Genomic DNA, 24,191 nt, shown 5'->3' with positions numbered 1-24,191 from the left:
GATCACACATCTGCGTGAGGGACACTTAACCACCCGAAGTATGTGCTGATCATGGAGGAGCCACCCGTGGAGTTCGACGTCACCATCGAGATTCCGAAGGGTTCGCGGAACAAGTACGAGGTCGACCACGAGACCGGCCGTATCCGCCTGGACCGTCGACTCTTCACGTCCACGAGCTACCCGGCGGACTACGGCTTCGTCGAGAACACCCTCGGCGAGGACGGCGACCCGCTGGACGCCCTGGTCATCCTCGACGAGCCGACCTTCCCGGGCTGCCTCATCAAGTGCCGCGCGATCGGCATGTTCCGGATGACGGACGAGGCCGGCGGCGACGACAAGCTGCTCTGCGTCCCCGCGTCGGACCCGCGCGTGGAGCACCTGCGCGACATCCACCACGTCTCCGAGTTCGACCGCCTGGAGATCCAGCACTTCTTCGAGGTCTACAAGGACCTGGAGCCCGGCAAGTCCGTCGAGGGCGCCGACTGGGTCGGCCGCACCGACGCCGAGGCCGAGATCGAGGCCTCCTACAAGCGCTTCGAGGCGCACGGCGGTCACTGACAGCCAGCCGCGCCCACGGGCCGCGTGACTCCTCCGGGGGGCACGCGGCCCGTTCGCGTGCGCCGACAGATGCGTGCGCATACTCACGTGTCTCGTGCGCATACTGACGTACGTAGGGTGCGCACGACACGTACGTACACAGGAACGAGGCATCACCCAGTGGCAGAGGCGGAGGAGGACCGCAAGCCGCAGTCGGACGAGGCGCACAGCGCCTTCGCCCCCGTCGGCGGCGTCGACCAGGCGACCGGGCCCGAGGAGGACCACCCGTCATCGGAGTTCACGATCCCGACGGGTCTGCGGATCCCGCAGCTGCCCGAGGACAAGGAGTCCTCGGCGTTCACGCCACCTCCCGCGTACGACGCCCAGCAACCGCCCGCCTTCACCCCGCCCGGCGGGGTCCCCGTGGTCCGGCTCGTCAAGGAAGCGCCCTGGCAGGACCGGATGCGCACGATCCTGCGCACGCCGGTGGCCGACCGCCCCGCGCCGGAGCCGACGCAGCGGCACGAGGAGGACGAGGGGCCTGCCGTGCCCCGCGTCCTGGACCTCACCCTGCGCATCGGGGAGCTGCTGCTCGCGGGCGGTGAGGGCGCGGAGGACGTGGAGGCGGCGATGTTCGCCGTCACGCACTCCTACGGCCTGGACCGCTGCGAGCCGAACGTCACGTTCACGCTGATCGCGATCTCGTACCAGCCCTCCCTCGTGGACGACCCGGTGACGGCGTCGCGCACGGTGCGCCGCCGGGGCACCGACTACACGCGTCTGTCGGCCGTCTACCGGCTCGTGGACGACATCAGCTCCGAGGACGTCGACATCTCCCTGGAGGAGGCCTACCGGCGCCTCGCGGAGCTCCGCAGGAACCGGCACCCCTACCCGGGCTGGGCGCTGACGGCCGCGGCCGGGCTGCTCGCCGGTTCGGCGTCCGTGCTGGTCGGCGGTGACGTCCTGGTGTTCGTGGCGGCCGCGCTCGGGGCGATGCTGGGCGACCGGCTCGCGTGGCTGTGCGCGGGGCGCGGGCTGCCGGAGTTCTACCAGTTCGTGGTCGCGGCGATGCCTCCGGCCGCGATGGGCGTGGCGATCAGTCTGCTCGACCTGCCGGACGTGAAGGCGTCCGCGGTGATCACCGGTGGGCTGTTCGCGCTGATCCCGGGGCGGGCGCTCGTCGCGGGCGTGCAGGACGGCCTGACCGGCTACTACATCACCGCGGCGGCCCGGCTCCTGGAGGTCGGGTATCTGATCGTCGGGATCGTCTGCGGCGTGCTGATGGTGCTCTATCTGGGCGTGACCCTGGACGCGGGCCTCAACCCGGAGACGTCGATCCACTCCTCCGACCGGCCGTGGATCCAGATCCTCGCGTCCATGTCGCTGAGCCTGGCCTTCGCCATCCTGCTTCAGCAGGAACGTTCCACCGTGCTCCTGGTGACGCTGAACGGCGGGGTGGCCTGGGTCGTGTTCGGCGCGCTCGCCCGCGCCGGGGGGATCTCGCCGGTGGCGGCGACGGCGGTCGCGGCGGGGCTCGTGGGCCTGTTCGGCCAGCTCCTGTCGCGCTACCGGTTCGCGTCCGCGCTGCCGTACGTGACAGCGGCGATCGGGCCGCTGCTTCCCGGTAGCGCCACGTACTTCGGGCTGCTCGAGATCGCCAGGAACAACCTCAACCCGGGGCTCGCCTCGCTCTCCAAGGCGGCCGCCCTGGCCCTCGCCATCGCGATCGGCGTGAACCTGGGCGGCGAGCTGTCCCGGCTCTTCCTCAAGGCGCCGCGGGCGTCCGGAGGCCAGAAGGGCCGCCGCGCGGCCAAGCGGACGCGCGGCTTCTAGGGCGGGTCAGCACCGGGGGTTGCTCAGTACCTGGGGTTGCCGGGCTGCTGGGGCTCTTCGGGGTACGGGGGCTGCTGGGGCTGCTGGCGGCCCAGGTACTGGGTCTGGTGGTCGCCGTACTGCGGCTGCTGAGGCTGCTGGCCCTGGTACTGCCCGCCGTCGTACTGCTGGGCGGCGGGGTCGTACGGGGCTTGGTACTGCTGGCCGCCCTGCTGGCCCTCGTACTGGTTGCCGTACTGATCGCCGTACTGGTTGCCGTACTGATCGCTGTACTGGCCCTGGTACTGCTGGTGCTGCGCGGGCTGGGCGTGCTGGGCGTGCTGGTCCGGGTAGCCCTGCTGCTGGTGCGGGGCCTGCTGGTCGCCGTACTGCGGCTGCTGGCGGCCCAGGAACTGGGTCTGGTGGTCGCCGTACTGCGGCTGCTGGGCCTGGTAGTGCCCGCCGTCCGCGCCGTTGCCGTACTGGCCGCCGCCCTGCCGGTCCCCGTACTGGCCCTGCTGCGGGTACGGAGACTGCTGGGACTGGTGCGTCCCGTACTGCGCGCCGCCGTGGCCGCCGAAGTCGTCGTGGTCGTCGGCGCCGGCAGTGGCGTCGGTGGCGGCCGCCGGGGCCTCGGCGGACCCCTTCTTGCTCTTGGAGCGGGCCCGCAGGAACTCGATGATGATCGGGACCACCGAGATGAGGACGATCAGGATCAGGATCGCCTCGATGTTCTTGTGGACGAACTCGTGCTTGCCGAGCCAGGCGCCGAGCAGCGTGACGCCCGCGCCCCACAGGATGCCGCCGAGGATGTTGAACGTGATGAACGAGCGGTACCGCATGCCGCTGACGCCCGCGATGATCGGCGTGAACGTGCGCACGATCGGCACGAAGCGGGCCAGGACCAGGGACTTCGGGCCGTGCTTCTCGAAGAACTCATGGGCCTTGACCACGTTCTCCTGCTTGAACAGCTTGGAGTCCGGGCGGTTGAACAGGGACGGGCCGACCTTCTTGCCGAAGAGATAGCCGGCCTGGTCGCCGAGGATCGCGGCGATGACGATCAGGATGCAGGCCAGCCACAGCGGGGTGTCCAGCTTGTTCGTCGTGATCAGCAGACCCGTGGTGAACAGGAGCGAGTCGCCCGGCAGGAAGAAGCCGATGAGCAGGCCCGACTCCGCGAAGACGATCAGGAGCAGGCCCCAGAGTCCGAACTGGTTCAGCAGGTAGTCCGGATCCAGCCAGCTTGGTCCGAGCGCAAGCGTCGTCACGGTTCCGGGCTCCTGTGGGTGAGGGGGGCGGTGGGGCTCTGCGGGCGGGCCGTGCGGTGTGATGGCATCGGTCGCCGCCCAAAGTTACCAACGCGAGGTGACGCGGACAGGTTCCACCGGCCCCCCTCGGGTTCCCCCAGGAACCGCGGTCACTCGCCGCGGGCCCCCGCGCGGGCGCCGTTCGCGTGGATCGCGTCCCGCATGTACACCGCGAGACCCGGCCTGACGGCCTCGTACGTGGCCGTGAAGCGGGCGTCGGACACGTACATGTCGCCGAGGCAGCTGTGCAGCTCGTGGGCGCAGTCGTAGTAGCCGGCGCAGATGAAGAGCCGGTGCTCCTCCGCCACGTCCATCGCCGCCGCGGAGTCCGCGGGCTCCCCCGCGGCCAGCAGGTCGCCCATGCGCGCGTGGATCGCGTCCAGCTCCTCGGTCAGCCGCTTCCAGTCCTCCTTGGTGTACGCGGCGGTGCGGCGCTGCGACTCGGCGTACGCCTCGGTGTCGCCCCAGCGGCGCTCCACCTCCTCCGCGTGCTCGTCGGGATCGAAGTCTCCGAAGACCTCGAACTTCTCCTCGGGCGTGAGGTTGATGCCCATGCGTCTCGCCTCCATGGCGGTCTCGACGGCCGCGGCCATCTGCTGGAGCTTGGCGATCCGGGCGGACAGCAGCTCGTGCTGGCGGCGCAGGTGCGCGCGCGGGTCCGCGTCCGGGTCGTCGAGCAGGGTCGCGACCTGGTCGAGGGGGAAGCCGAGCTCCCGGTAGAACAGGATCTGCTGCAGCCGGTCCAGGTCGCCGTCGCTGTAGCGCCGGTGGCCCGCGTGGCTGCGCTCGCTCGGCGCGAGCAGGCCGATCTCGTCGTAGTGGTGCAGCGTGCGCACCGTGACCCCGGCGAAACCGGCGACCTGTCCCACGGAGTAGCTCATGGATTCCGCCCTCTCTTGCTCGGTACGCGTCCCAGAGTGAGTCCTCACGCCACGTGAGGTGCAAGCCCGAACGCCCGGCCATATCCTCCCGAAAGGGACAGCACCCGAGCCTCGGCCGGAAGGACCCGCGATGCCCCTCCACCACGGCCCCGACCGGCCCGACGACCGCGCCCTCTCGGTGAACCCGTTCTACGGCGAGGCGAACCCCGTCGGCGGCATGACCGAGGCCCCGCCCGAGCACCGCCTCCCCGACGGGCCGCTGCCGCCCATGACCGCGTACCAGCTCGTCCACGACGAACTCATGCTGGACGGGAACTCCCGCCTCAACCTCGCCACCTTCGTCACCACCTGGATGGAGCCGCAGGCCGGGGTCCTGATGGCGGAGTGCCGGGACAAGAACATGATCGACAAGGACGAGTACCCGCGCACGGCGGAGCTGGAGCGGCGGTGCGTGGCGATGCTCGCCGACCTGTGGCGCGCGCCCGACCCCGCGGCGGCCGTCGGCTGCTCCACCACCGGGTCCAGCGAGGCCTGCATGCTCGCCGGGATGGCCCTCAAGCGCCGCTGGGCGCGCCGCAACGCCGACCGCTATCCCTCCCGCGAGGCCCGGCCCAATCTCGTCATGGGCGTCAACGTGCAGGTCTGCTGGGAGAAGTTCTGCGACTTCTGGGAGGTCGAGGCGCGGCAGGTGCCCATGGAGGGCGACCGGTTCCACCTCTCCGCCGAGGCCGCCGCCGCGCTCTGCGACGAGAACACCATCGGCGTCGTCGCCGTCCTCGGCTCCACCTTCGACGGCTCCTACGAGCCCGTGGCCGACGTGTGCGCCGCGCTCGACGCCCTCCAGGAGCGGACCGGGCTCGACATTCCCGTCCACGTCGACGGGGCCTCCGGGGCGATGGTCGCGCCCTTCCTCGACGAGGACCTCGTCTGGGACTTCCGGCTGCCCCGCGTCTCGTCCATCAACACCTCCGGGCACAAGTACGGGCTCGTCTACCCCGGGGTCGGGTGGGCGCTGTGGCGTACGCCCGCCGAGCTGCCCGAGGAACTCGTCTTCCGCGTCAACTATCTCGGCGGGGACATGCCCACATTCGCGCTCAACTTCTCGCGGCCCGGGGCGCAGGTCGTCGCGCAGTACTACACCTTCCTGCGGCTCGGGCGGGAGGGGTTCCGGGCCGTCCAGCAGGCGTCCCGGGACGTGGCGCGGGGGCTGGCCACACGGATCGAGGCCCTGGGGGACTTCCGGCTGCTCACCCGGGGGGACGAGTTGCCCGTCTTCGCCTTCACCACGGATGCGGGTGTCGACTCCTACGACGTGTTCGATGTGGCCCGGCGGTTGCGGGAGCGGGGGTGGCTGGTGCCCGCCTATACGTTCCCCGCGAACCGGGAGGATCTGGCGGTCCTGCGCATCGTGTGCCGCAACGGGTTCTCGTCCGACCTCGCGCGGCTCTTCGTGGCGGACCTGGGGCGGCTCCTCCCCGAACTCCGCCGCCAGCCGCATCCGCTGACCCGGGACCGGGGGGTGGCCACGGGGTTTCATCACTAGGGGAGGGGCGGGTGGGGGTGGGGCCTGCCGGGGGCTCCCCAAGCCCGCCCCTTCCCGAGACTGGGGCTCCGCCCCAGACCCCGCTCCTCAAGCGCCGGAGGGGCTGTATGGAGCCCGTCCGGCGATTGAGGACGAGGCGCGGAGCGCCGATTCGGCGGAGGACCGTCCCACCCGCACGGGACACCGACCCGCCCCCGCGAAGGCGCCCCGCCCGCCTACTTGCTCAGCGCCCCGAACCTCCGCACCGCCAGCGGCAGGAACACGCCCACCAGGGCCAGGGGCCAGGCGACCGCCAGGAGTTCGGCGTGGTCGGCGGCCCAGGACGAGCCGGTCACTCCGGGGTCGTTGCCGAAGAGGTCACGGACGGCCGTGGCGGCCGCGGACATCGGGTTCCACTCGACCGCCGCCCCGAGCCAGTCGGGCATGTTCTGCGGCACGGTGAAGGCGTTGGAGAGGAACCCGACGGGCCAGACGAGGATCTGCACGGCCACGACGAGCTCCGGCTTGCCGGCGACCATGGCGAGGTAGATGCCGAGCCACAGCATGGCGAACCGCAGGAGCATGAGGAGCCCGACGGCTCCGAGGACCCCGGCGAAGGACCCGTGCCAGCGCCAGCCGATGGCGAGCCCGACGCCCATCATGACGATGAGGGAGGCGAAGGACTGGAGCATGTCGGCGACGGAACGGCCCACCAGGACGGCCCCGTTGGTCATCGGCATGGACCGGAAGCGGTCGACGACGCCCTTGTTGAGGTCGGTGGTGACAGCGACCATCGTGGCGTCCAGGCCGAAGACCATCGTCAGCGCGAACATGCCGGGCACCAGGAACTCGGCGTAGTCGCCCTGGATGCCCTTGCCGCCCCCGATCAGGTAGTTGAACATCAGCAGGAGCATCACCGGGAAGGCGAGCCCGACGACGACCTGCACGGGCTGGCGCGCCCAGTGGGCGAGTTCGCGCCGGGACATGGTCCAGGAGTCGATGAGGGCCCAGCCGATCCGGGAGCCGCCCGCCCCGGGGCCGCCCGCCGAGGTCCCGGCCACCATCGTCGGCGTACCGCCAGTCGTCGTACTCACACGGCCTCCTTCATGCGTTCCTGGTCCTCCGTGCGCCCCGTGAGGCGCAGGAACACCTCGTCCAGGGTCGGCCTGCGCACCGCGATGTCCTCCGCCTCGATGCCCTCCTCCTGGAGCGCCCGCACGACCAGGGTCAGCGCCTCCATGCGGTCGGCGACGGGCGCGCTGACCAGGCGCCGGTCGGCGTCGACCGTCACGTCGTCCGCCGCGCCGGGCAGCAGCCGGGCCGCGCGCACCAGCTCGGCCCCGTCGCGCACGACGACGTCGATGCGGTCGCCGCCGAGCCGCGCCTTCAGGTCGTCGGCGGTGCCCTCCGCGATGACCTTGCCGTGGTCGACCAGGGAGATGCGGTCGGCCAGCTGGTCGGCCTCTTCCAGGTACTGCGTGGTCAGGAGCACCGTCGTGCCCGCGCCGACGAGGGAGCGCACCGCGTCCCACACCTCGGCGCGGCCGCGCGGGTCGAGGCCCGTCGTCGGCTCGTCCAGGAAGAGCACCTCCGGTTCCGTGATCAGTGAGGCGGCGAGGTCAAGGCGGCGCCGCATGCCGCCGCTGTACTGCTTGACCGCCTTGCGGCCGGTGTCCGCGAGGCCGAAGCGGTCGAGGAGCTCGTCGGCCCGCACCCGCGAGCGGCGCGCGCCGAGGTGGTAGAGGCGGCCGAACATCTCCAGGTTCTGGTGGCCGCTCAGCTCCTCGTCGACGGCGGCGTGCTGGCCGAGCAGGCCGATGCGGCGGCGCACCTCGCCCGCCTGCCGCCCCGCGTCGTACCCGGCGATCTCCACGCGCCCCTCGTCCGCGCGCAGCAGCGTGGCCATGATCCGCACCGCCGTGGTCTTGCCCGCGCCGTTCGGCCCGAGCACGCCGTGCACCGTGCCGCGCGCGGCCACCAGGTCGAGCCCGTCCAGGGCCTTCTTCTCGCCGTACCTCTTCCGTGCGCCTTCGACGACGATCGCGTCCGTCATCCGACTCCCTCCGGGGTTCACCACTGCCCAGCCCACGCAATTAGTCAAGCTTGACTACCTTGCGGGCTTCGAAGGTAGTGCCCGCTCCGCGATTCGTCAAACTTGATTAGCTGAAAAAGTCGAAGATTCTTTTGTCGCGCCCTGCCCCGTCGTGCTCAGGCGTCGTCGCCCGCGTGCCGCTCCCCCGTCGCGAACGGGTTCTCCTCGCCCTCCGCGAGCACCCCGACGAACGGTTCACCCTCACCGGCGAAGGTGTACGCGCCGCCCTCGATGCGCTCGATCAGGCTGCGGGTCCATGTCGCGCCCGCGTCGGCCTGGTGCAGCCAGAGGTTCATGATCTCGCCGATGTGGCCGAGCTGTTCGGGCCCGTCCTCGGGGGTGTAGTACTCGGTGACGGACGCGCGCCAGTCGCCGAGGCCGCTGACCCGCTGCTTGAGCAGGTCGATGACCTCCGCGCGCGGCAGGTCGACCATGAGGCCCACCGCGGCCGAGAGCATGTCGGGCTTCTGGTTGTACGTCGAGACCAGCGCCTCACGGACCAGGTCGAGGTACTCCACCGTGCCCTTCTCCGTGATCTCGTACTCGGTGCGCGGCGGGCCTCCGGCCGTGGACGGCGCGGTCTCGTGCTCGTACAGCAGGCCTTGCTTCGCCATCTGCTTCAGGGCGTGGTAGATCGAGCCCGGCTTGGCGTTGGACCACTCGTGGGCGCCCCAGTACTCCAAGTCGTTGCGGACCTGGTAGCCGTGGGCCCGCCCGTGCTGACGGACGGCCCCCAGGACCAGCAGCCGGATCGCCGACATTCACCACACCTCTCCGAGACAGCCAATCAACTTTGACTAGCGTATCCCTGGTCCAGCGCCACCAGCTCGAAGGCCGTCTTGCCGTCCAGGGACTCCCTGATGATGTCCGCGTGCCCGGCGTGCCGCCCGATCTCCTCGACCAGGTGCAGCATCAGCCAGCGCATCGACACGGCGCCGTCGTCCGGGAACCAGGGCTGGTCCGGCAACGGGAAGGTGTCGTCGAGGCTCGGCACCTCACGGATGAACGCGTCCGTCTCGGCGGCGACCTCGGCCCAGAACGCGAGGACGTCGGCGAGCGTCTCGCCCTCGACGAGGCGGAAGCTGTCGCCCCAGGTCTCCTCGGTGCGCCGGCGCTCGTTGGGCTTCTGCTGGGCCATGCGCAGCCAGTTCAGCTCGGTCTCGGCGACGTGCTTGACCAGGCCCGCGAGGTTCAGCTCGCTGGCGCTCGGCCGGCCGGACGCCTGCTCGTCGCTGAGCCCGAGCACCGAGCGGCGGATGCCGCCGCGCTGGGCCTCGACGAAGGCGATGAGTGCGCCGCGCTCGTCGCCGGGAGCTTCCGCGTTGACGTGGGTGACCATGATGTCCGCCTCTCCTCGGCCCTGCCGGGCCGTCGGCCTGTCCGACACCACAGACGCTACGGGCCATCGAGGACAGATGCTGTCCTCGATGGCCCGGGTGAGGGAGCGAATTTCCTCGCGCCGCGGTCAGAGCGCCGCGGTCAGAACGGGAAGCGCGACCGTCCGTACTGCACCGAGATCCACTTGTGCGTCGTGAACGCCTCGATCGTCGCGTCGCCGTTGAGGCGGCCGACGCCCGAGTGCTTCTCGCCGCCGAAGGGCACGATCGGCTCGTCGTGGACCGTGCCGTCGTTGATGTGCATCATGCCGCTCTTGACGCGCTGGGCGACCCGGACGCCGCGCTCGACGTCGGCGGTGTGGACGGCGCCGCTCAGACCGTACGGAGTGTCGTTGGCGATGCGCACGGCCTCGTCCTCGCCGTCGAAGGGCAGGATGAGGGCGACCGGGCCGAAGATCTCCTGGCGCAGGACCGGGGCGTCCTCGGGCAGGCCGGTGAGGACGGACGGCGCGACCAGGTTGCCCTCGGTGCGGCCGTGCAGGAGGGCCGTGGCGCCCGCCTGGACGGCCTGCGTCACGAGCGACGAAACCCCTTCGGCCTGCGAGGAGTTGATGAGCGGGCCGATGTGGGTGTCGGGGGACGCCGGGTCGCCGACCTTCAGGGACTTGACCTTGGTGACGAACTTCTCGGTGAACTCGGCCTCGACGGAGCGGTCCACGAGGATGCGGTTCGCGGCCATGCAGACCTGACCCTGGTGGACGAAGCGGCTGAAGACGGCCGCGTCCACGGCGTAGTCCACGTCCGCGTCGTCCAGGACGATCAGGGCGCTGTTGCCGCCGAGTTCGAGGATGCAGCGCTTGAAGGTCTGGGCGCAGACGGTGGCGACGTGGCGGCCGACGGCGTCGGAGCCGGTGAAGGAGATGGCGCCGGGGACCGGGTGGTCGATGAGCGCGTCGCCGATCTCGGCGATGTCCGTGATGACGACGTTCAGGACGCCCGGGGGCAGCCCCGCGTCCTCGAAGATCTTCGCGATCAGGCTGCCGCCGAGCACCGGCGCGTTCTGGTGCGGCTTCAGGACGACGGCGTTGCCGAGCGCGATGGCCGGGGCGACCGACTTGAGCGAGAGGAGGAAGGGGAAGTTGAAGGGGCTGATGACGCCGACGACGCCCACCGGGATGCGGTAGAGGCGGTTCTCCTTGGTGTCGTCGGGCGAGGGAAGTATGCGGCCCTGCGGGGCGAGCGCGAGATGTATCGCCTCGCGCAGGAACTCCTTGGCCAGGTGCAGTTCGAAACCGGCCTTGACGAGCGTGCCGCCGAGTTCGTCGACGATCGCCTCGGTGATCTCGGCCTCGCGGTCCTCGATGATGCGCAGGACACGCTCGAAGACGGCGCGCCGGGCATAGGGGTTGGTCGCACCCCATGCCTCCTGGGCGCGCTGCGCGGCTCGGTAGGCCTGGTCCACCTCGTCCGCCGTGGCGACGGTGATCGACGCCAGCTTCTCCCCGTTGTACGGATTGAAGTCGATGATGTCCCAGGAACCGGAGCCGGCCTTCCACTCACCGTCGATGTACTGGTGAGCCAGATCGGTGAAGAAGGACATGACGCGAGACCCCTTGCCGCAGAGAGCAGACACCTGATTTCACGTCATCCTACTGACGATTCAGGTCAGTTGGAGTAGACCACGGAGAAGGTCACGGCTGTCGGCCGGATTCGGACAGTCCTCCCGCAGTTCGGCCATCACGCGTTCGTACTGGGCGACTTCTTCGCGCTTGTCCAGATACAGGGCGCCCGTGAGCTGCTCCAGGTACACCACGTCGGACAGGTCGGACTCGGGGAAGCTGAGCATCGTGAACGCCCCGGACTCGCCCGCGTGTCCGCCGAAGGTGAACGGCATGACCTGCAGCGTCACGTTCGGGCGCTCGGAGATGTCGATCAGGTGCTGGATCTGACCGCGCATCACTTCCCGGTCGCCGTACGGGCGCCGCAGCGCGGCCTCGTCGAGGACGCACTGGAAGCGCGGCGCGCGCTCGGAGACGAGCAGCTTCTGGCGCTCCAGGCGCAGAGCCACCCGCCGGTCCACGTCCGCCTGGTTGATCCGGCCGCCGCGGCCCGCGCGACCGGACCGACCGCCTCCAGCCGCCTTGCCTGCGGCGGCGGCCTTCATGCCGCGCTCGACGACCGCGTGGGCGTACGCCTCGGTCTGCAACAGGCCGTTGATGAACTGGACTTCGTAGACACGGATGAGGGAGGCGGCGCCCTCCAGGCCGATGTATGTCTGGAACCAGCCGGGCAGGACGTCGGAGTAACTGTGCCACCAGCCCGTCAGGTTGGCCTCCTTGGCGAGCGAGAGGAGAGCGTTGCGCTCGGCCTCGTCCATGACGCCATAGAGCGTGAGGAGGTCCTCGACGTCCCTCGACTTGAAGCTCACCCGTCCCAACTCCATGCGGCTGATCTTCGATTCAGAAGCGCGGATCGAGTAGCCCGCCGCCTCGCGGGTGATGCCCCGCGACTCCCTCAGGCGCCTCAGTTGCGAGCCCAGCAGGATGCGCCGTACCACCGAGCCGCTCGACTCCCCAGCGGTCACTTCGCTCAGTCCTCCCCAAGGTGTGAGACCCGCAGTCTGCCATTAAACGCTTCAGGCCGTACTCGTTCGGTTACGGAAAGGGAAAGCCTCCGGAAGGTCTGCACAAGAAGTCGTAGGAAGAAATGGGCAAGAAGCAGCCTAGGAACGGTCAAGTCCGGCGCGTGCACGTGCATCTGCCCTTGCATCTGCTGTACGCATTCGGAACCATGGTCCGCGCGTCACCGCTGCGCCATCGCTGTGCCGCCCGGCTGTACCGACCGCGCCACCGCTTCATCGCTTTGTACCGCGAACCGCGAAAACCGGGGAGTGCCTCGCATGGGGACGAATGGATCGACCATGCTCGAGCCGTTACGGCAGGGCCTTCCTCCGCTCGACCCCTCCGCGGTCTCCAGTGCGGCCTCCTGCGCTCTTCCCGCCCGGTACGAAGCCGTGGGCAGCGCCCGGCAGTTCACCCGCAAGACGCTGGTGTCCTGGGAGCTGGAGGAGCGGTTCGACGACATCGCGCTCGTCGTCTCCGAACTCGTCACCAACGCCCTTCGGCACGCCCTGCCCGCGGACACCCCGCGGGCCGCGTGTCCGGTCGGCGCCACCGAGGACGCGCCCGTGCGGCTGCACATGATGCGCTGGACCTCACGGCTCGTGTGCGCGGTGCGGGACCCCAGCGACGACAGTCCGGTCGCGCGCGAGGAGGCGGAGGACGACTTCTCCGCGGAGTCGGGCCGCGGGCTCTTCCTGGTGGACTCCTTCAGCGACGGCTGGGGCTGGCACCCGCTCGCGGGCGCGCTGAACGGCAAGGTGGTGTGGGCGCTGTTCCAGCTGGCGTAGTGCCAGGGGAACAGCCCACCCCCGTTTCTCTCCCGCGATCCGTCACGGTGTCCTGTACAGCGGGGTCGAGCCGCTGAGCAGGACCACCGGCGGTGGTCAGCCGCCGATCAGGCCGTCGAACTCGCCGTCCTTCATGCCGAGCAGCATGGCCTCGATCTCGGCGCGCGTGTAGACGAGTGCGGGTCCCTCGGGAAACCGCGAGTTGCGGACGGCCACGTCGCCGCCCGGCAGCCTCGCGAACTCCACGCAGGCGCCCTGCGAGTTGCTGTGCCTGCTCTTCTGCCAGACCACCCCGTGAAGATCCGTGGCCGCCATGCCGTTGAACACGTGGTGCACAGGTCGCTCCCCGGTGGTGCCGTGGCTGTCGTTGTAGCCGTCAACTGTCCCGGATCATAGCCGTGTTCATGTGCCGATGCATGGGCAGATGCACGTGCACGCGCCGTGGTGAGCTGGTTACAGCCCTCCCGCCGCTTCCCCAGTGCCCGCACGACATGCGAACGACGGCCCCCGTCCATGATCTTCCGCGCCAAGTTCCGCGCCGGGTTGTCCGGATCGAATACCTCGTGCACTTGGTACAGACGCCGTGGGAAGCGAAACGGCTGCGTTTTTGGCCGAAGACGCGGTGAGTACGTGTGCAAACGGGGGCGAAAGGGCGCGCTTCAACGGGAGGCGGGCGGAAGCAGCGCCATCTCGCGGGCGTTCTTGATGGCCTTGGCGAGCTGCCGTTGCTGCCGCACAGTCACCCGGGTGACCCGACGGCTGCGGATCTTGCCCCGGTCGGAGACGAACTTCCGCAGCAGATCGGTGTCCTTGTAGTCGATGTACGTGATTCCGGCCTGATCCAGTGGGTTGGGGCGGGACTTGAGCGGCTTGCCGCGGTCGGTGCGGCGCGCGGACGGCGAGGGGGACGAAGGGGACACGGTCAGACCTCCAGGAGGGCGTCGAAAGCGGGGGTGAGGGTCTTCCAGGCGGCGCGCCCCGCGGCGTACTCCTCGTCCGTGAGCAGGCAGGACTCCAGGACCTGGGCGAGCCCGTCGCGGTCGAGGCCGGGCGAGGTGAAGACCAGGTGCTGGCAGCAGTCCCCGTGCTCGGGGTGCCAGTCGAGGGCGGCGGCGGCCCGGCGCACCGGCGGCACCATCTCCCAGGCCGCGTCGGGCAGCGAGGCCAGCCACGGCCCCGCGTTCTCCACGCACAGCGCACCGCCCGCCGCGTCCCAGGCGAGCAGTGTGTCGGGCCGGTCGGCGAGCCAGAAGCGGCCGCGGCTGCGGGCGGCGGCGCAGGTCAGGTCCTCCAGGGCGGCGAAAAGCCGCTCCGGGTGGAAGGGCCGTTCGCGGTGCCACACGAACGTGCCCACCCCGCTCTCGTCGGCCTCGGTCGGCAGCAGCGCGCAGGCGGGGTGCTGGGCCGCGGCCGCCGCCTGCACGTCGAAGCCGCCGAGTGCGGCGCCCACCCCCAAGCTCTCAAGGAGCAGGGAGGTACCCCCGTGGTCACCGTGGCCGATCGGGACCTGGCGGGCTGTCGGGTGGAGCTGCGCCAGCAGGGCCCGGTCCTCTTCATCGGCGACCTCGGACTCCAGGACGGCGAGCACGGGCGGGTATTCGAGCTGGCGCGCCCAGGTGTCGGCGACGGTGCGCTGGTCGGAGGCGGCCGCGGCGATCCCGGCGTCGGCGAGGTCGTCGCCGTTGGCGAGGCAGGGCAGCAGCAGGCTGGGGTCGACGGCGGTGACGACGCCGCTCAGGCGCAGCGCGTCGGAGCCGTGCGCGGCGATGACCTCGGCCATCGCCTTCGGCTCGACGGAGTCCCACAGTTCGACGACGGCGAGCCGGGTGAGCCCGCTCTCGGCGAGCCGCTCCAGCTCGGGCACCAGGTCCTCGCGAAGGGCGCAGCAGGCGCAGTCGTTGACCAGCGGCGCCTCACCGGTGGAGAGGATTCCGCTCGCGTCGCGCAGGGTCCGCGTGACGGTGCCGTGCGCGGCGGTGGACAGGTCGTGGTGCAGGGCGACGCTGTCCGGCACGGTGGCGAGCAGCCGGTCGACGGTGGCGGCGCGGGCGTCGGTGTGCATCCCCGCGACGACGGCGACGTCCATACGGCCGGGGGTGCCGTAGGGGCGGCCGGGGCCGTGGGGGCCGCCGGATCCTCGGGCGCCCATCAGCGCCCGCCCCCGTACCGCCGCTCGAACCGCTCCACGCGGCCCGCGGTGTCGAGGACGCGCTGCTGCCCCGTGTAGAAGGGGTGGCTCGCGGAAGAGACCTCGACGTCGATGACGGGGTAGGTGTTGCCGTCCTCCCACTCGACGGTCTTGTCACTGGTCGCGGTGGAGCGCGTGAGGAAGGCGAAGTTCGCGGCCTTGTCGCGGAAGACGACGGGCCCGTACGGCGGGTGGATTCCGGGTCGCATGGGTCAGCGCTCCTCTCGGAAGTCGACGTGGCGGCCGGCCACCGGGTCGTACTTGCGCAGGGTCAGGCGGTCGGGGTCGTTCCGGCGGTTCTTGCGGGTCACGTACGTGTATCCCGTTCCGGCCGTGGACCGGAGCTTGATGACGGGGCGGAGTTCATTGCGAGCCATGAGGGCTAGTATATGAAAATGAATCCCGTTTCCAAATGGACGGGGCGAATCCGACCGAGAGGTGCGTCACCATGTCCGCCCACTGCCAGCTCACCGGCGCCAAGCCCGGGTTCGGCAACCACATCTCGCACTCGCACCGGCGCACCCCGCGCCGCTTCGACGCGAACATCCAGCGCAAGCGCTACTGGCTGCCCAGCGAGGGCAGGTACGTGCGCCTTCGGCTGAGCGCCAAGGGCATCAAGACCGTCGACACCATCGGGATCGAGGCCGCCGTGGCCAGGATCCGTGCGCGTGGGGTGAAGGTCTGATGGCCAAGAAGAGCAAGATCGCGAAGAACGAGAAGCGGCGCGAGATCGTCGCGCGGTACGCGGCCCGGCGGGCCGAGCTGAAGGAGATCATCCGGCGCCCCGGCACCCCGGACGCCGAACGGCTCGCCGCCCGGCGGGAATTGGAACGCCAGCCCCGGGACGCGAGCGCCACACGCGTGCGCAACCGCGACAGCGTGGACGGGCGTCCCCGCGGATACGTAGGCACGTTCGGGCTCTCCAGGGTGCGGCTCCGCGCGCAGGCCCACGCGGGATTCCTGCCCGGCGTCCGCAAATCCTCCTGGTAGCTTGGCGCGCGATTCGACGGGCCACGGCCCGGAACAGCGCTCCACATAGGGGGACTTCAGTGCAGACCCGTGTCCGCAGCACGACGATCGGCGCCGCGGTGGCCGCGCTCGCCGCCGCCCTCGTCCTGACCGGTTGCAGCAGCGACGGCGACGACAAGGCCGACGGCGACAAGGGCAAGGACAAGGGGGCGTCGGACAGCGCCTCCAAGACGCCGGGCGACTCCGGCTCCGACGACGGCGCCGACTCCGACGGCGCGGGCGCCTCGGGCAAGGACCTGGAGGGCAGCTGGGTCGCCACGACCGGCGGCAAGCCGGTCGCCCTGGTGATCACCAAGAACCGCGCGACGCTGGTCGGCGAGCACGTCTGCAACGGCTTCGCCGCGGTCGGCGGGGACCGGACGATCAAGCTGAAGTGCGCCGACGGGGACATGGACCGCACGAAGGGTCGCATCGACTCCGTCGACGGCAAGACGCTGAAGATCACCTGGGAGGGCTTCGGGAAGGACGAGTTCCTTCGGACGAAGGGCGGGAAGCTGCCGGAGGGGTTGCCGACGGCGGACATTCCGCAGTCCTAGCGCAGGTACGCCGGGGCACCGGCTCATCGGGTCGTGGGGTCCTCCGGGCCCTGCGGCCCGTCGGCTTTTCCCGTCCGTACGTTCGTGTCCGTGCCGTCGACCAGCATCGGTGCGGCCGCCGTGTCCAGGGCGTCGGAGAGGTCGGCGAGGGCGCGCAGGAGGAGGGTGCCGCCGCGACGGACGACGCGGTCGGGGGCCTCGCCAGGATCCCAGGCGTCGAGGGCGTCGCGGACCGCGTCCCACTCGGGTACGCGGCGCTCGCGCACGGCCTGCGCTCCGCGCTCGGTGGCGGTGCGCAGGGCGTCCGCGAGGGCCGCGGCGGCCGGGACCGGGGGTGTGCCGCGGTCCGGGAGGTGGGCCTCCAGGAGCATGGCGACACGGCCCAGTTGGGACAGGGCCTGCCCGGCGTCGGCGGCCGCGGCGCGGGAGAGGCCGCGGTGGCGTACGGGTTCGTGCTCGGCGCGTTCCAGGGCCTCCTGCCAGGAGGCGCGGGCGGTGCGGGCGGCGAGGAGGGCCGTGCGGACGTCGGGGCAGTTCCTGCCCGCGGGGTCGGCGTAGTGGGCGACGACGGCCGCGGCGTAACGGCCGTTCGCGGCGAGCCAGTCGGCGAGGCGGGTGCGCAGGCGCGGGGTCTCCCAGGCGGGGTACAGGGCGTACGCCGCCATGGCGAGGATGCCGCCGATGAGGGTGAGGACGACGCGTTCCGGGACCGTCTGGGTCCACTGTTCGCCGCCCATGCCGAGGAGGAAGACCACGTACGCGGCGACGCAGGCCTGGGCGGCGAACTGGCCCGTGCGCATCAGGAGGTACATCAGGCCCGCGCTCGCCGCGGCGAGGGCGCCCGAGAGGTAGGTGCCCGGGTGGGCCAGCTGGACCAGGGCGGTGGCCAGGGCCACGCCCACGAGGGTGCCGCCGAAGCGGGCGACCGCGCGGGCGTAGGTCTGGGAGAAGTCGGGGCGCATGACCATGACGGCGGCCATGGGGGCCCAGTAGCCGTGGCCCAGGGGGAGGAGGGTGCCGGCGGCGTAGCCCGTGACGGTGACCGTCGTGACGCGCAGGGCGTGGCGGGTCACCGGGGAGCGGGGGTTCAGGTCGGTGCGGATTGCCTTCGAGGCGGCGGGGACCAGGGCGGTCAGGCCTGGGCGGACGAGGTTGCCCTGGGGCGGGGTGGGGGGCCGGGGGCGCCCCTCACCCGACGTCACGGCACCGTCGAACGGGGCTGTGCCCACAGAGGGGGGCGGACGGTGGCCGTCGGCCACGGCTGAGGTGGCCGGGGAAGTCGGGGTGGGTGGAGAGGTGGGGGCGCCTGTTGCCACCTCTACTACGTCTCTGAGGAGGGTGCCCAGGCGGGTTGCTGCCCGGTGGGGTGGGCCCTTGAGGAGGGCGCCGGTGTCGGGGGTGCGGAAGGTGGAGATCGCCGCCGGGGGGAGGTCGACCGGGGTGCCGTGGCGGACGGCGCGGGCGGCCGCGTCGAGGATGGCGCCCGCGGCGGCGAGGAGTTCGCGGACCCGGTCGCGTTCGGGGCCCTCCGCCGGGGCGCCGAGGGCCGGGTCGGCGAGGGACGCGAGGACGGGGCGGATGCGTTCGGCGAGGCCGCGCGCGCCGTGGAGTTCGGCGGGGCGGGTGCGGGCCTGGCGCGGGGTGATGTGGGCGGCCGCGCGGGCCGTCATCAGCGGGGCCGGGTCGAAGGGCGCCACCGGGTCGTGGCGCAGGCGGCGGGCGTAGTCGGCCTCGGCGGCCAGGGCGTCGGCGAGGGCGTCGCGGTGGGCGCCCCAGCGGCGTACCGGGAAGACGATCACCAGGGCGGCCTGGACGGCGCCGCCCACGACCATCATCGCGGCGTGCCCGGCCGCGGCGGCGACGGACGTCGGCAGGGTGATCGTGACCAGCATGATCGCCACGTTGGAGGTGGCGATGAGGCCGATGGTCGGGCCCGCGGACCAACTCAGGCCCGCGAGGAAGGTCCACAGGGCGAGGAGGGCGAGGAAGAGCAGGAGGTGGCTGCCGGTGAGGTAGCCGAGGAAGGTGGAGATCGCGAGGCTGGTGCCGGAGGCGATGGCGAGTTCGGGGCGGGGGCGCCAGCTGCGCTGGAAGGTGGCGATGGCGGCCTGGAACGCGCCGAAGGCCGAGCTGGCGGCGACGGCGGGGCCGAACAGGGCGAGGCTCACCCCGATCACGATCGCCAGACCGGCGGCTCCGCGCAGGGCGACCAGCGGTTCGAGGCGCGTGCGCTCCACGGCAAGCCCCGAGCGCGTGGTCTGTCGCAGCGCTCGCCACCAGGTCACGGTGTGATCGTACGGGTGGGGCCGGGGGTGCGCCGCGTCCGACAGCACGGGGCGGGTGGGTGGGAGAGGCCGCCGCGGAGCGGCGGGCCGGGGAGGGCGCAGGGGGCCGCGCGGACGAGGGCGCGGTGGGGCGGGCAGGGCGCCCGGCCCGAGGCAGGACGGGCAGAGGGCGCCGACGGGCCGAGGGTCGGGCGGGTCAGGCGGGCTGGTCCAGGCGGGCGCGGACCGCGTCGAGGTATTCGATGATCGCGTCCCGGTTCCGGGTCAGACATTCCACCCGCCGCGTCATGCTGTCCCGCTCCCGCTCCAACGTGGCCAGCATCTCCGGCGTGGCGTCCGGGAAGTGGATGACCCGGGGCTTGTCCAGGCACGGCAGGATCTGCTTGATGAGCCGCGTGGGCAGGCCCGCGTCGAGGAGCCCCCGGATCTGCAGGACCCGGTCGACGCACGCCTCGTCGTACACGCGGTACCCGTTGGCCGCCCGATCGGCGACGATCAGCCCCTGCTCCTCGTAGTAGCGCAGCAGCCTGCGCGGTGTGCCGGTGCGTTCCGAAAGCTCCCCGATGCGCATCCGCGTACTCACCCCTGAACCCCCTCCTCCGCTCACCCTTGCCTCACCCCTGCCTCACCCTTCCCGCCCGGAAAGCCTCACACGCGTGTGCAGGCTGGCGTTCGTGGCCGCCGCGGCCCCCTCGGCCCAGCCCGCGCCGTCCCGCACGCCGCGTACCCGCGTGGTCGTCGTCTCCGGGAACATCCGCTCCGCCCGGTCGGTGACGGCGACGTCCCGCGCGGCGAGGACCGGAAGCAGCGCCCCGCCCCCACCGGCCTCCTCGTGGGTGACGGGCGCGGCGGCGGCCTCCAGGCGGGCACCGACGCGCTGGGCGTACGCCATCCAGAAGGCCTGCCGGAACGTCTTGGTGCGCTTGCGCCCGCCCGCGCGCTGCCCGGCCTCCGCCGTCGTCATGGCGGCGAGGCCCTGCACGAGCAGGGAGGTGTGCAGCAGCTCCACCACCTCCAGGTCGGCCTCGAAGCCGACGACCGTGCTGAAGCCGAACGCCTCGTTCCACACCGCGCGGCAGCGGTTCGCCCCGGCGACGGCGTCGAGGAGGATCGCCTTGGCGGTCTCGTACGGGGCGTCGACACCGATGCGGCAGGCCCCTGGCGCGTCCGGGCGGTGCGTACGGGCGGCGAGCAGCGCCTCGTCGACGCTGTGCCGCGCCATCAGCTCCTGCGCCTTCGCCGTGAGCGCCTCCGCCTCCTGCGGATAGCCGGTCGCCTCGGCCTTGGCGAGCAGCGCCCGGATGCGGGTGAGGGCGCGCGGCTCGTCGTCGCGGTGCGGCGGCGGTACGTGCAGGGGCGTGCCGGGCGCCGGGCCGACGGGCTCGATCGGGGGCAGCCTCAGCAGGAGCCGGTAGAGGGCGAGCACGGCGGTGGCGTGCGTGAACCGGTCGGGCCCCCGCCAGGGCTCGTGGGCGTCGAGGGCGTCGAGCTGCGCGGGCCAGCGGGCGGGCAGCAGGCCGGGGGCGTAGCGGAGGGTCTCGGTACGGATCAGGGCGGCGGCGAGGCGTACGTGGGGCTCGTCGAGGTCGCGCCGGACCAGGCGCAGGACGTCGGCGGGCTGCCAGCCGCGCTCCCAGGCCCGCCGCAGCAACTCCTCGCCCCGCGCGGCGAGTTCGGCGTCGGCGGTGGGGTCGGCGGCGAGGAGGGAGGCGCCGGTGTCGAGGCCCTCGTCGGCGTGCGCGTGGCGGCCGGCCCCCGCGTCCGCCCCGTACAGCGCCGCCGCGAACGCCCTGTCGATCACCGAATCCATACCCCTAAGGGTAGGCCTGGCCCTACCTTCGACCGGCCCGCCAGTGGTCGTGAGCGCGCGGCCCCGGGGCGGTTGGCTCAAGGCATGGTTCTTGCGTCACTACGGGCCCGGTGGGCCGGATTCCTGGGTGCCTTCGCCGCCGTCGCCCTCGGCGTGGCCCTGATCGCCGCGACAGGGGTGGGGCTCGCGGCGAGCGTGCGCGCGCCGGAGCGGGAGCCGGTGCGGTTCGCCGACTCGCCGGTGGTGGTGACGGGCCGGGACACGCTGACGGTGCCGGTGCTACGCGGGCCCGAGACCCGTCACGTCACGAAGCGGCTCGCTCATCCACACCCTGTGGACAACGAACTGCTGCGCGAACTCCGCCGCCTCGGCCCGCTCAGCCCCGGCCGGACCCACCCCGCCCAGACCCGTACAGACCGTACGGCACCGGACGCCGTCGGCCTCGACGCGCCCGCCGCCCGGGTGCGCGCCGTCGTCGCCGCGTCCGGCACCGGCGCCCGCGTCCTGACCGGCGCCGACCGCCGCCGGGTCGACCCGGACACCGAACGGGACGCGCGGGCGCTGGTCGCCGTGAACGCGTTCCTGGGCACGGCGGGCGGGGTCGCCGCGTTCGTGTCGGTGTTCGTGACCGCGTCGACGTTCGCGTTCGTGGTGGCGCTGCGGCGGCGCGAGTTCGGGCTGCTGCGGGCGGCCGGGGCGAGCCGGGGGCAGGTGCGGCGGTGGCTGCTCGCCGAGGCCCTCGCGGTGGGCGCGGTCGCCTCGGCGGCCGGGTGCGCGGGCGGGGCGTGGGCGGCGCCCGGCCTCGCGCGGGCTCTGGTCGACGCGGAGGTGGCGCCGCCGTGGTTCACCGTCGACGGCGGTCCCTCCGGCTTCGCCTGGACCTGGTGGCCGTACCAGCTCGCCTTCTGGACCGGACTGCTCGTCGCCCTCGCCGGATCGTGGAGCGCGGCGCGCCGGGCGGGCCGGGTGAGCCCCGTGGAGGCGCTGCGCGAGGCGTCGCTCGACACCGGCGTGATGCCGCTAGGCCGCCGGGTCGTGGGCGCGGTGCTGATCGCGGGCGGGGTGGGGCTGCTCGCGTGGACGCTGTGGACGGAGCCGTCGGAGCTGCTCAAGCGCAAGACGTACACGACGCAGCCGATGATCCTTTCGACGGGGGTGGCGGCCCTTTCTCCTCTCCTCGTACGACATGTGGTCGCCGCGTTCCGCCGTCCGGCGTTCTTGGTGCGGCGCCCGGCGTTCTTGGCTGGCCGTCCGGCGTTCCTGGCGCAGCGCCCCGCGTTCGTGGCCCACCACCCGGCGGCCCCGCCCCGCCGCCCCTCCCCCCTGAAGCGCCGCCCCGCCGCAGCCCTCACCCTCGCCCGCCTCGCCCGCGCCAACGCCGCCGGCTCCGTGCGCCGTACCGCCGCCGTCGCCGCCCCCGTCCTCGTCACCGTCGCCACCGCGGGCTGCCTGCTCGGCTCCGCCGCGACGGTGGGCGCGGCGAAGGCGACCGAGGCGAGGGACCGTACCGCCGCCCAACTGGTCGTCACCGGCGACGACTTGAGGCAGCCGGAGCGGATCCCCGGCGCGACGGTCGCCGCGTCGGCGAGCACCGCCGTCTTCGTGCGCGAGGACGACGACACCGCGCTCCTGCGGGCCGAGGCGCGCGCCGTGACCGACCCGGCGGCGTTCGCGGCGACGCACCGGCTGCCCGTGGTCGCCGGTGACGTACGCCGGCTCGACGACCGCTCGATCGTCGTCAACGAGGAGTGGCAGCGGCACCGCGTCGGCGAGCACGTCGACGTGTGGCTCGGCGACGGCCGCCGGGCACGGCTGCGGATCGCGGCGGTCCTCGCGCGCGGCACGGGCGACAACGGGGCGTACGTGACGGCCCGCAACGCCCCCGCCGCCCCGCTCGACCGCGTCGACGTGCGCCTGCGGGACGGCGCCGACCCCGCGGCCGTCGCGGCGGCGCTGCGGACGACCGGCGGGCAGGTGCGCACGGCCGGGGAGTGGCTGGCCGCCGAGTACCCCGGCATGAAGCACCAGACGCGCCTCGGCCTGCACATGCTGCTCGCGCTCTGCCTCGCGTACACGGCGATCTCACTCGCGAGCACCCAGCTGATGACGGCCCCCGTACGCGCCCCCGAGCTGCGCTCCCTGCGCCTCCTCGGCGCCGCGCCCGGCCAGATACGGCTCGTCGTGGCCGCCGAGGCGGTCCTCGCGGTGACGGTGGGCGCCGTACTCGGCCTCGCGGTGACGCTGGTCGGCCTCGGCGGCCTGAGCGCGGGGCTCGCGCGGCTCTCCGCACCGGCGGGGGTGGTGGTGCCGTGGGACGTGATGGGGGTGTGCGTGGGGGTGCTCGCGGTGGTGGCGGTGGGGGCGGGGGTGATGGGGTGCCGGAGGCCGGCGGCTTGAGGGCGCGCCCTGGTCGGCGTGAGCGTCCCCCTCCCCGGCGCAGGAGTCCCCACCTCCCCGGGCAGGAGTCCCCACCTCCCCGGCGCAGGAGTCCCCCGCCTCCCAGGCCAGGGAGTCCCGCCTCCCGGCCTAGGAGTCCCCGCCCTCGTCGATCAGCCGCCGGACCTCCCGGTCGACGAGGCCGAGGCGGGCCTCGGCGACGAGGGGCACCATGCGGCGCTGACGGCGGGCCTCATGGACGTCGATGTCGACGGTGACCAGTGCCTGTTCCCACTTCGGGGCCTGTGCGACGACCGTGCCGCGCGGGTCGACCACCCGCGAACCGCCCCAGAACGTGGCGCCGTTCTCGTTGCCGACACGGTTCACGAAGACGACCCAGCACTGGAGCATGCGGGCGGTGTACGACAGCAAGGTGTCCCAGTACAGGCCCGTGTCCATCGCCTCCGGGTCGAGGCTCGCGGCGCTGTTCGTCGGTACGACGATGACCTCGGCGCCGTCCTGCACGGCGAGCCAGGGCAGGACCGGCTGCCAGGCGTCGTTGCAGACGAGGGTGGCGGCGCGGCCGTGGTTGCCGGGCAGGTCGTACGCGCGCAGGTGCTGGCCCGGGCTGACGTGCTTGCGCTCCTCCCAGGCCAGGTAGTTGGGCAGGTACAGCTTGCGGTGGGCGTGCAGGAGGGAGCCGCCCGCGTAGTAGGCGGCGGTGTTGTACGCGCGCAGGCTGGTGTGCTCGTGCAGCCCGACCAGGACGTCGGGGCCGTCGGGGCCGTGCAGGGACAGGCCCAGGAGGCGGGGGTCGTCGACCGCGAGGGAGGTGTCCCTGCGCAGGGCGCCCAGGTGGTACCCGTGCAGGCTCAGCTCCGGGAACACGACCAGGTCGGCGCCCTGAGCACCGGCCTGCGCCACCTGCTCCCGGGCCACCTCGAGATTCTCGTCCACCTCACCCAGCACACAGTCCGTCTGCGCCAACGCCACTCGCATGCACTGAGCCTGGCAGCGGGGGCCCTGGGCGGCATGCGGACGGGGGCCACCTGGGTTCGCGTCGTGTGGGG

The 24,191-nt window shown here is 72.3% G+C and carries 25 protein-coding genes; 8 read left to right on the top strand and 17 right to left on the bottom strand.

All coding sequences use genetic code 11. From position 1 onward, the window contains the following. The first annotated feature begins 66 nt into the window (after positions 1 to 66). Both AB6L24_RS26925 and AB6L24_RS26920 read left to right on the top strand, forming a co-directional pair. Complete coding sequence (locus AB6L24_RS26925) at positions 67 to 558, top strand: inorganic diphosphatase (protein ID WP_030361059.1); 492 nt, start codon at positions 67 to 69, stop codon at positions 556 to 558. 69 nt (positions 559 to 627) lie between these two features. After that, complete coding sequence (locus AB6L24_RS26920) at positions 628 to 2,370, top strand: threonine/serine exporter ThrE family protein (RefSeq protein WP_405659337.1); 1,743 nt, start codon at positions 628 to 630, stop codon at positions 2,368 to 2,370. Positions 2,371 to 2,393: 23 nt separating this feature from the next. On the opposite strand, the gene AB6L24_RS26915 is transcribed toward AB6L24_RS26920, so the two are convergent. Beyond that, the gene (locus tag AB6L24_RS26915) at positions 2,394 to 3,617 is read right to left on the bottom strand and encodes a DedA family protein (protein WP_405659335.1); all 1,224 of its coding nucleotides are present in this window, start codon (positions 3,615 to 3,617) and stop codon (positions 2,394 to 2,396) included. A gap of 149 nt (positions 3,618 to 3,766) precedes the next feature. Then, positions 3,767 to 4,537: a MerR family transcriptional regulator gene (locus tag AB6L24_RS26910; RefSeq protein WP_405659332.1), complete on the bottom strand. Its 771-nt coding sequence runs from the start codon at positions 4,535 to 4,537 to the stop codon at positions 3,767 to 3,769. A 130-nt stretch (positions 4,538 to 4,667) separates the two neighbouring features. On the opposite strand from AB6L24_RS26910, the gene AB6L24_RS26905 reads away from it, so the two are divergent. Then, a complete protein-coding gene (locus tag AB6L24_RS26905) occupies positions 4,668 to 6,080 on the top strand; it encodes a glutamate decarboxylase (RefSeq protein WP_405659330.1) in 1,413 nt (470 codons plus the stop codon). Between the two features lie 215 nt (positions 6,081 to 6,295). Here the strand turns inward: AB6L24_RS26905 and AB6L24_RS26900 are convergent, their stop codons facing one another. The 6 genes from AB6L24_RS26900 to AB6L24_RS26875 form a co-directional block, all read right to left on the bottom strand. Beyond that, positions 6,296 to 7,123: an ABC transporter permease gene (locus tag AB6L24_RS26900; RefSeq protein WP_405663354.1), complete on the bottom strand. Its 828-nt coding sequence runs from the start codon at positions 7,121 to 7,123 to the stop codon at positions 6,296 to 6,298. Between the two features lie 26 nt (positions 7,124 to 7,149). After that, positions 7,150 to 8,112, bottom strand: coding sequence for an ATP-binding cassette domain-containing protein (locus AB6L24_RS26895; RefSeq protein WP_405659327.1), 963 nt, complete (start codon positions 8,110 to 8,112; stop codon positions 7,150 to 7,152). Positions 8,113 to 8,267: 155 nt separating this feature from the next. Then, positions 8,268 to 8,912, bottom strand: a complete 645-nt coding sequence (locus tag AB6L24_RS26890) for a PadR family transcriptional regulator (protein WP_405659324.1) — start codon at positions 8,910 to 8,912, stop codon at positions 8,268 to 8,270. A gap of 26 nt (positions 8,913 to 8,938) precedes the next feature. Continuing rightward, the gene (locus AB6L24_RS26885) at positions 8,939 to 9,490 is read right to left on the bottom strand and encodes a DinB family protein (RefSeq protein WP_405659322.1); all 552 of its coding nucleotides are present in this window, start codon (positions 9,488 to 9,490) and stop codon (positions 8,939 to 8,941) included. 140 nt (positions 9,491 to 9,630) lie between these two features. Further along, positions 9,631 to 11,088, bottom strand: coding sequence for an aldehyde dehydrogenase family protein (locus tag AB6L24_RS26880; RefSeq protein WP_405659319.1), 1,458 nt, complete (start codon positions 11,086 to 11,088; stop codon positions 9,631 to 9,633). A gap of 60 nt (positions 11,089 to 11,148) precedes the next feature. Beyond that, positions 11,149 to 12,072 (bottom strand): helix-turn-helix domain-containing protein, encoded by a 924-nt coding sequence (locus AB6L24_RS26875; RefSeq protein ID WP_405659317.1) that lies wholly within the window; start codon positions 12,070 to 12,072, stop codon positions 11,149 to 11,151. A 315-nt stretch (positions 12,073 to 12,387) separates the two neighbouring features. Here AB6L24_RS26875 and AB6L24_RS26870 point away from each other — a divergent pair, with 315 nt between their 5' ends. Next, a complete protein-coding gene (locus AB6L24_RS26870; protein ID WP_380842081.1) occupies positions 12,388 to 12,897 on the top strand; it encodes an ATP-binding protein in 510 nt (169 codons plus the stop codon). 96 nt (positions 12,898 to 12,993) lie between these two features. Here the strand turns inward: AB6L24_RS26870 and AB6L24_RS26865 are convergent, their stop codons facing one another. From AB6L24_RS26865 to rpmG, 5 genes are all read right to left on the bottom strand, one after another. After that, positions 12,994 to 13,233 (bottom strand): DUF397 domain-containing protein, encoded by a 240-nt coding sequence (locus AB6L24_RS26865; protein ID WP_190118079.1) that lies wholly within the window; start codon positions 13,231 to 13,233, stop codon positions 12,994 to 12,996. Positions 13,234 to 13,556: 323 nt separating this feature from the next. Continuing rightward, on the bottom strand, positions 13,557 to 13,817 hold the full coding sequence (gene rpsR / locus AB6L24_RS26860) for a 30S ribosomal protein S18 (RefSeq protein WP_405659314.1): 261 nt from the start codon (positions 13,815 to 13,817) through the stop codon (positions 13,557 to 13,559). A 2-nt stretch (positions 13,818 to 13,819) separates the two neighbouring features. After that, complete coding sequence (locus AB6L24_RS26855; protein ID WP_405663351.1) at positions 13,820 to 14,983, bottom strand: CobW family GTP-binding protein; 1,164 nt, start codon at positions 14,981 to 14,983, stop codon at positions 13,820 to 13,822. Positions 14,984 to 15,045: 62 nt separating this feature from the next. Beyond that, positions 15,046 to 15,294 (bottom strand): type B 50S ribosomal protein L31, encoded by a 249-nt coding sequence (locus AB6L24_RS26850; RefSeq protein WP_030361074.1) that lies wholly within the window; start codon positions 15,292 to 15,294, stop codon positions 15,046 to 15,048. A gap of 3 nt (positions 15,295 to 15,297) precedes the next feature. Continuing rightward, complete coding sequence (gene rpmG / locus AB6L24_RS26845; protein ID WP_030361075.1) at positions 15,298 to 15,462, bottom strand: 50S ribosomal protein L33; 165 nt, start codon at positions 15,460 to 15,462, stop codon at positions 15,298 to 15,300. A 71-nt stretch (positions 15,463 to 15,533) separates the two neighbouring features. On the opposite strand from rpmG, the gene rpmB reads away from it, so the two are divergent. From rpmB to AB6L24_RS26830, 3 genes are read left to right on the top strand one after another with little or no spacing between them, the layout of a single operon-like run. Continuing rightward, positions 15,534 to 15,770 (top strand): 50S ribosomal protein L28, encoded by a 237-nt coding sequence (gene rpmB / locus AB6L24_RS26840; RefSeq protein WP_030361076.1) that lies wholly within the window; start codon positions 15,534 to 15,536, stop codon positions 15,768 to 15,770. Further along, the gene (gene rpsN, locus AB6L24_RS26835; RefSeq protein ID WP_380842090.1) at positions 15,770 to 16,075 is read left to right on the top strand and encodes a 30S ribosomal protein S14; all 306 of its coding nucleotides are present in this window, start codon (positions 15,770 to 15,772) and stop codon (positions 16,073 to 16,075) included. Before rpmB ends, rpsN begins: the two co-directional genes overlap by 1 nt. A 59-nt stretch (positions 16,076 to 16,134) precedes the next feature. Next, the gene (locus tag AB6L24_RS26830) at positions 16,135 to 16,650 is read left to right on the top strand and encodes a hypothetical protein (protein ID WP_405659310.1); all 516 of its coding nucleotides are present in this window, start codon (positions 16,135 to 16,137) and stop codon (positions 16,648 to 16,650) included. A gap of 23 nt (positions 16,651 to 16,673) precedes the next feature. On the opposite strand, the gene AB6L24_RS26825 is transcribed toward AB6L24_RS26830, so the two are convergent. From AB6L24_RS26825 to AB6L24_RS26815, 3 genes are all read right to left on the bottom strand, one after another. Beyond that, the gene (locus tag AB6L24_RS26825) at positions 16,674 to 18,935 is read right to left on the bottom strand and encodes an FUSC family protein (protein ID WP_405659307.1); all 2,262 of its coding nucleotides are present in this window, start codon (positions 18,933 to 18,935) and stop codon (positions 16,674 to 16,676) included. Between the two features lie 196 nt (positions 18,936 to 19,131). After that, a complete protein-coding gene (locus AB6L24_RS26820; RefSeq protein WP_405663348.1) occupies positions 19,132 to 19,506 on the bottom strand; it encodes a MerR family transcriptional regulator in 375 nt (124 codons plus the stop codon). Positions 19,507 to 19,560: 54 nt separating this feature from the next. Then, complete coding sequence (locus AB6L24_RS26815; protein WP_405659305.1) at positions 19,561 to 20,745, bottom strand: DUF2786 domain-containing protein; 1,185 nt, start codon at positions 20,743 to 20,745, stop codon at positions 19,561 to 19,563. Between the two features lie 84 nt (positions 20,746 to 20,829). Here AB6L24_RS26815 and AB6L24_RS26810 point away from each other — a divergent pair, with 84 nt between their 5' ends. Continuing rightward, positions 20,830 to 23,142 carry an FtsX-like permease family protein gene (locus AB6L24_RS26810; protein WP_405659303.1) on the top strand — a complete coding sequence of 771 codons (2,313 nt, stop codon included), beginning with the start codon at positions 20,830 to 20,832 and terminating at the stop codon, positions 23,140 to 23,142. Positions 23,143 to 23,271: 129 nt separating this feature from the next. On the opposite strand, the gene AB6L24_RS26805 is transcribed toward AB6L24_RS26810, so the two are convergent. Beyond that, positions 23,272 to 24,120 carry a nitrilase-related carbon-nitrogen hydrolase gene (locus AB6L24_RS26805; RefSeq protein WP_405659301.1) on the bottom strand — a complete coding sequence of 283 codons (849 nt, stop codon included), beginning with the start codon at positions 24,118 to 24,120 and terminating at the stop codon, positions 23,272 to 23,274. Between the last annotated feature and the right edge of the window lie 71 nt (positions 24,121 to 24,191).

The organism is Streptomyces sp. RK9, assembly GCF_045070545.1.
In the GTDB taxonomy this organism is placed as follows: Bacteria; Actinomycetota; Actinomycetes; order Streptomycetales; family Streptomycetaceae; genus Streptomyces; species Streptomyces alboflavus.
The sequence above is the reverse complement of the archived record's forward strand: the minus strand, read 5'-3'. Positions and strand labels throughout refer to the sequence as shown.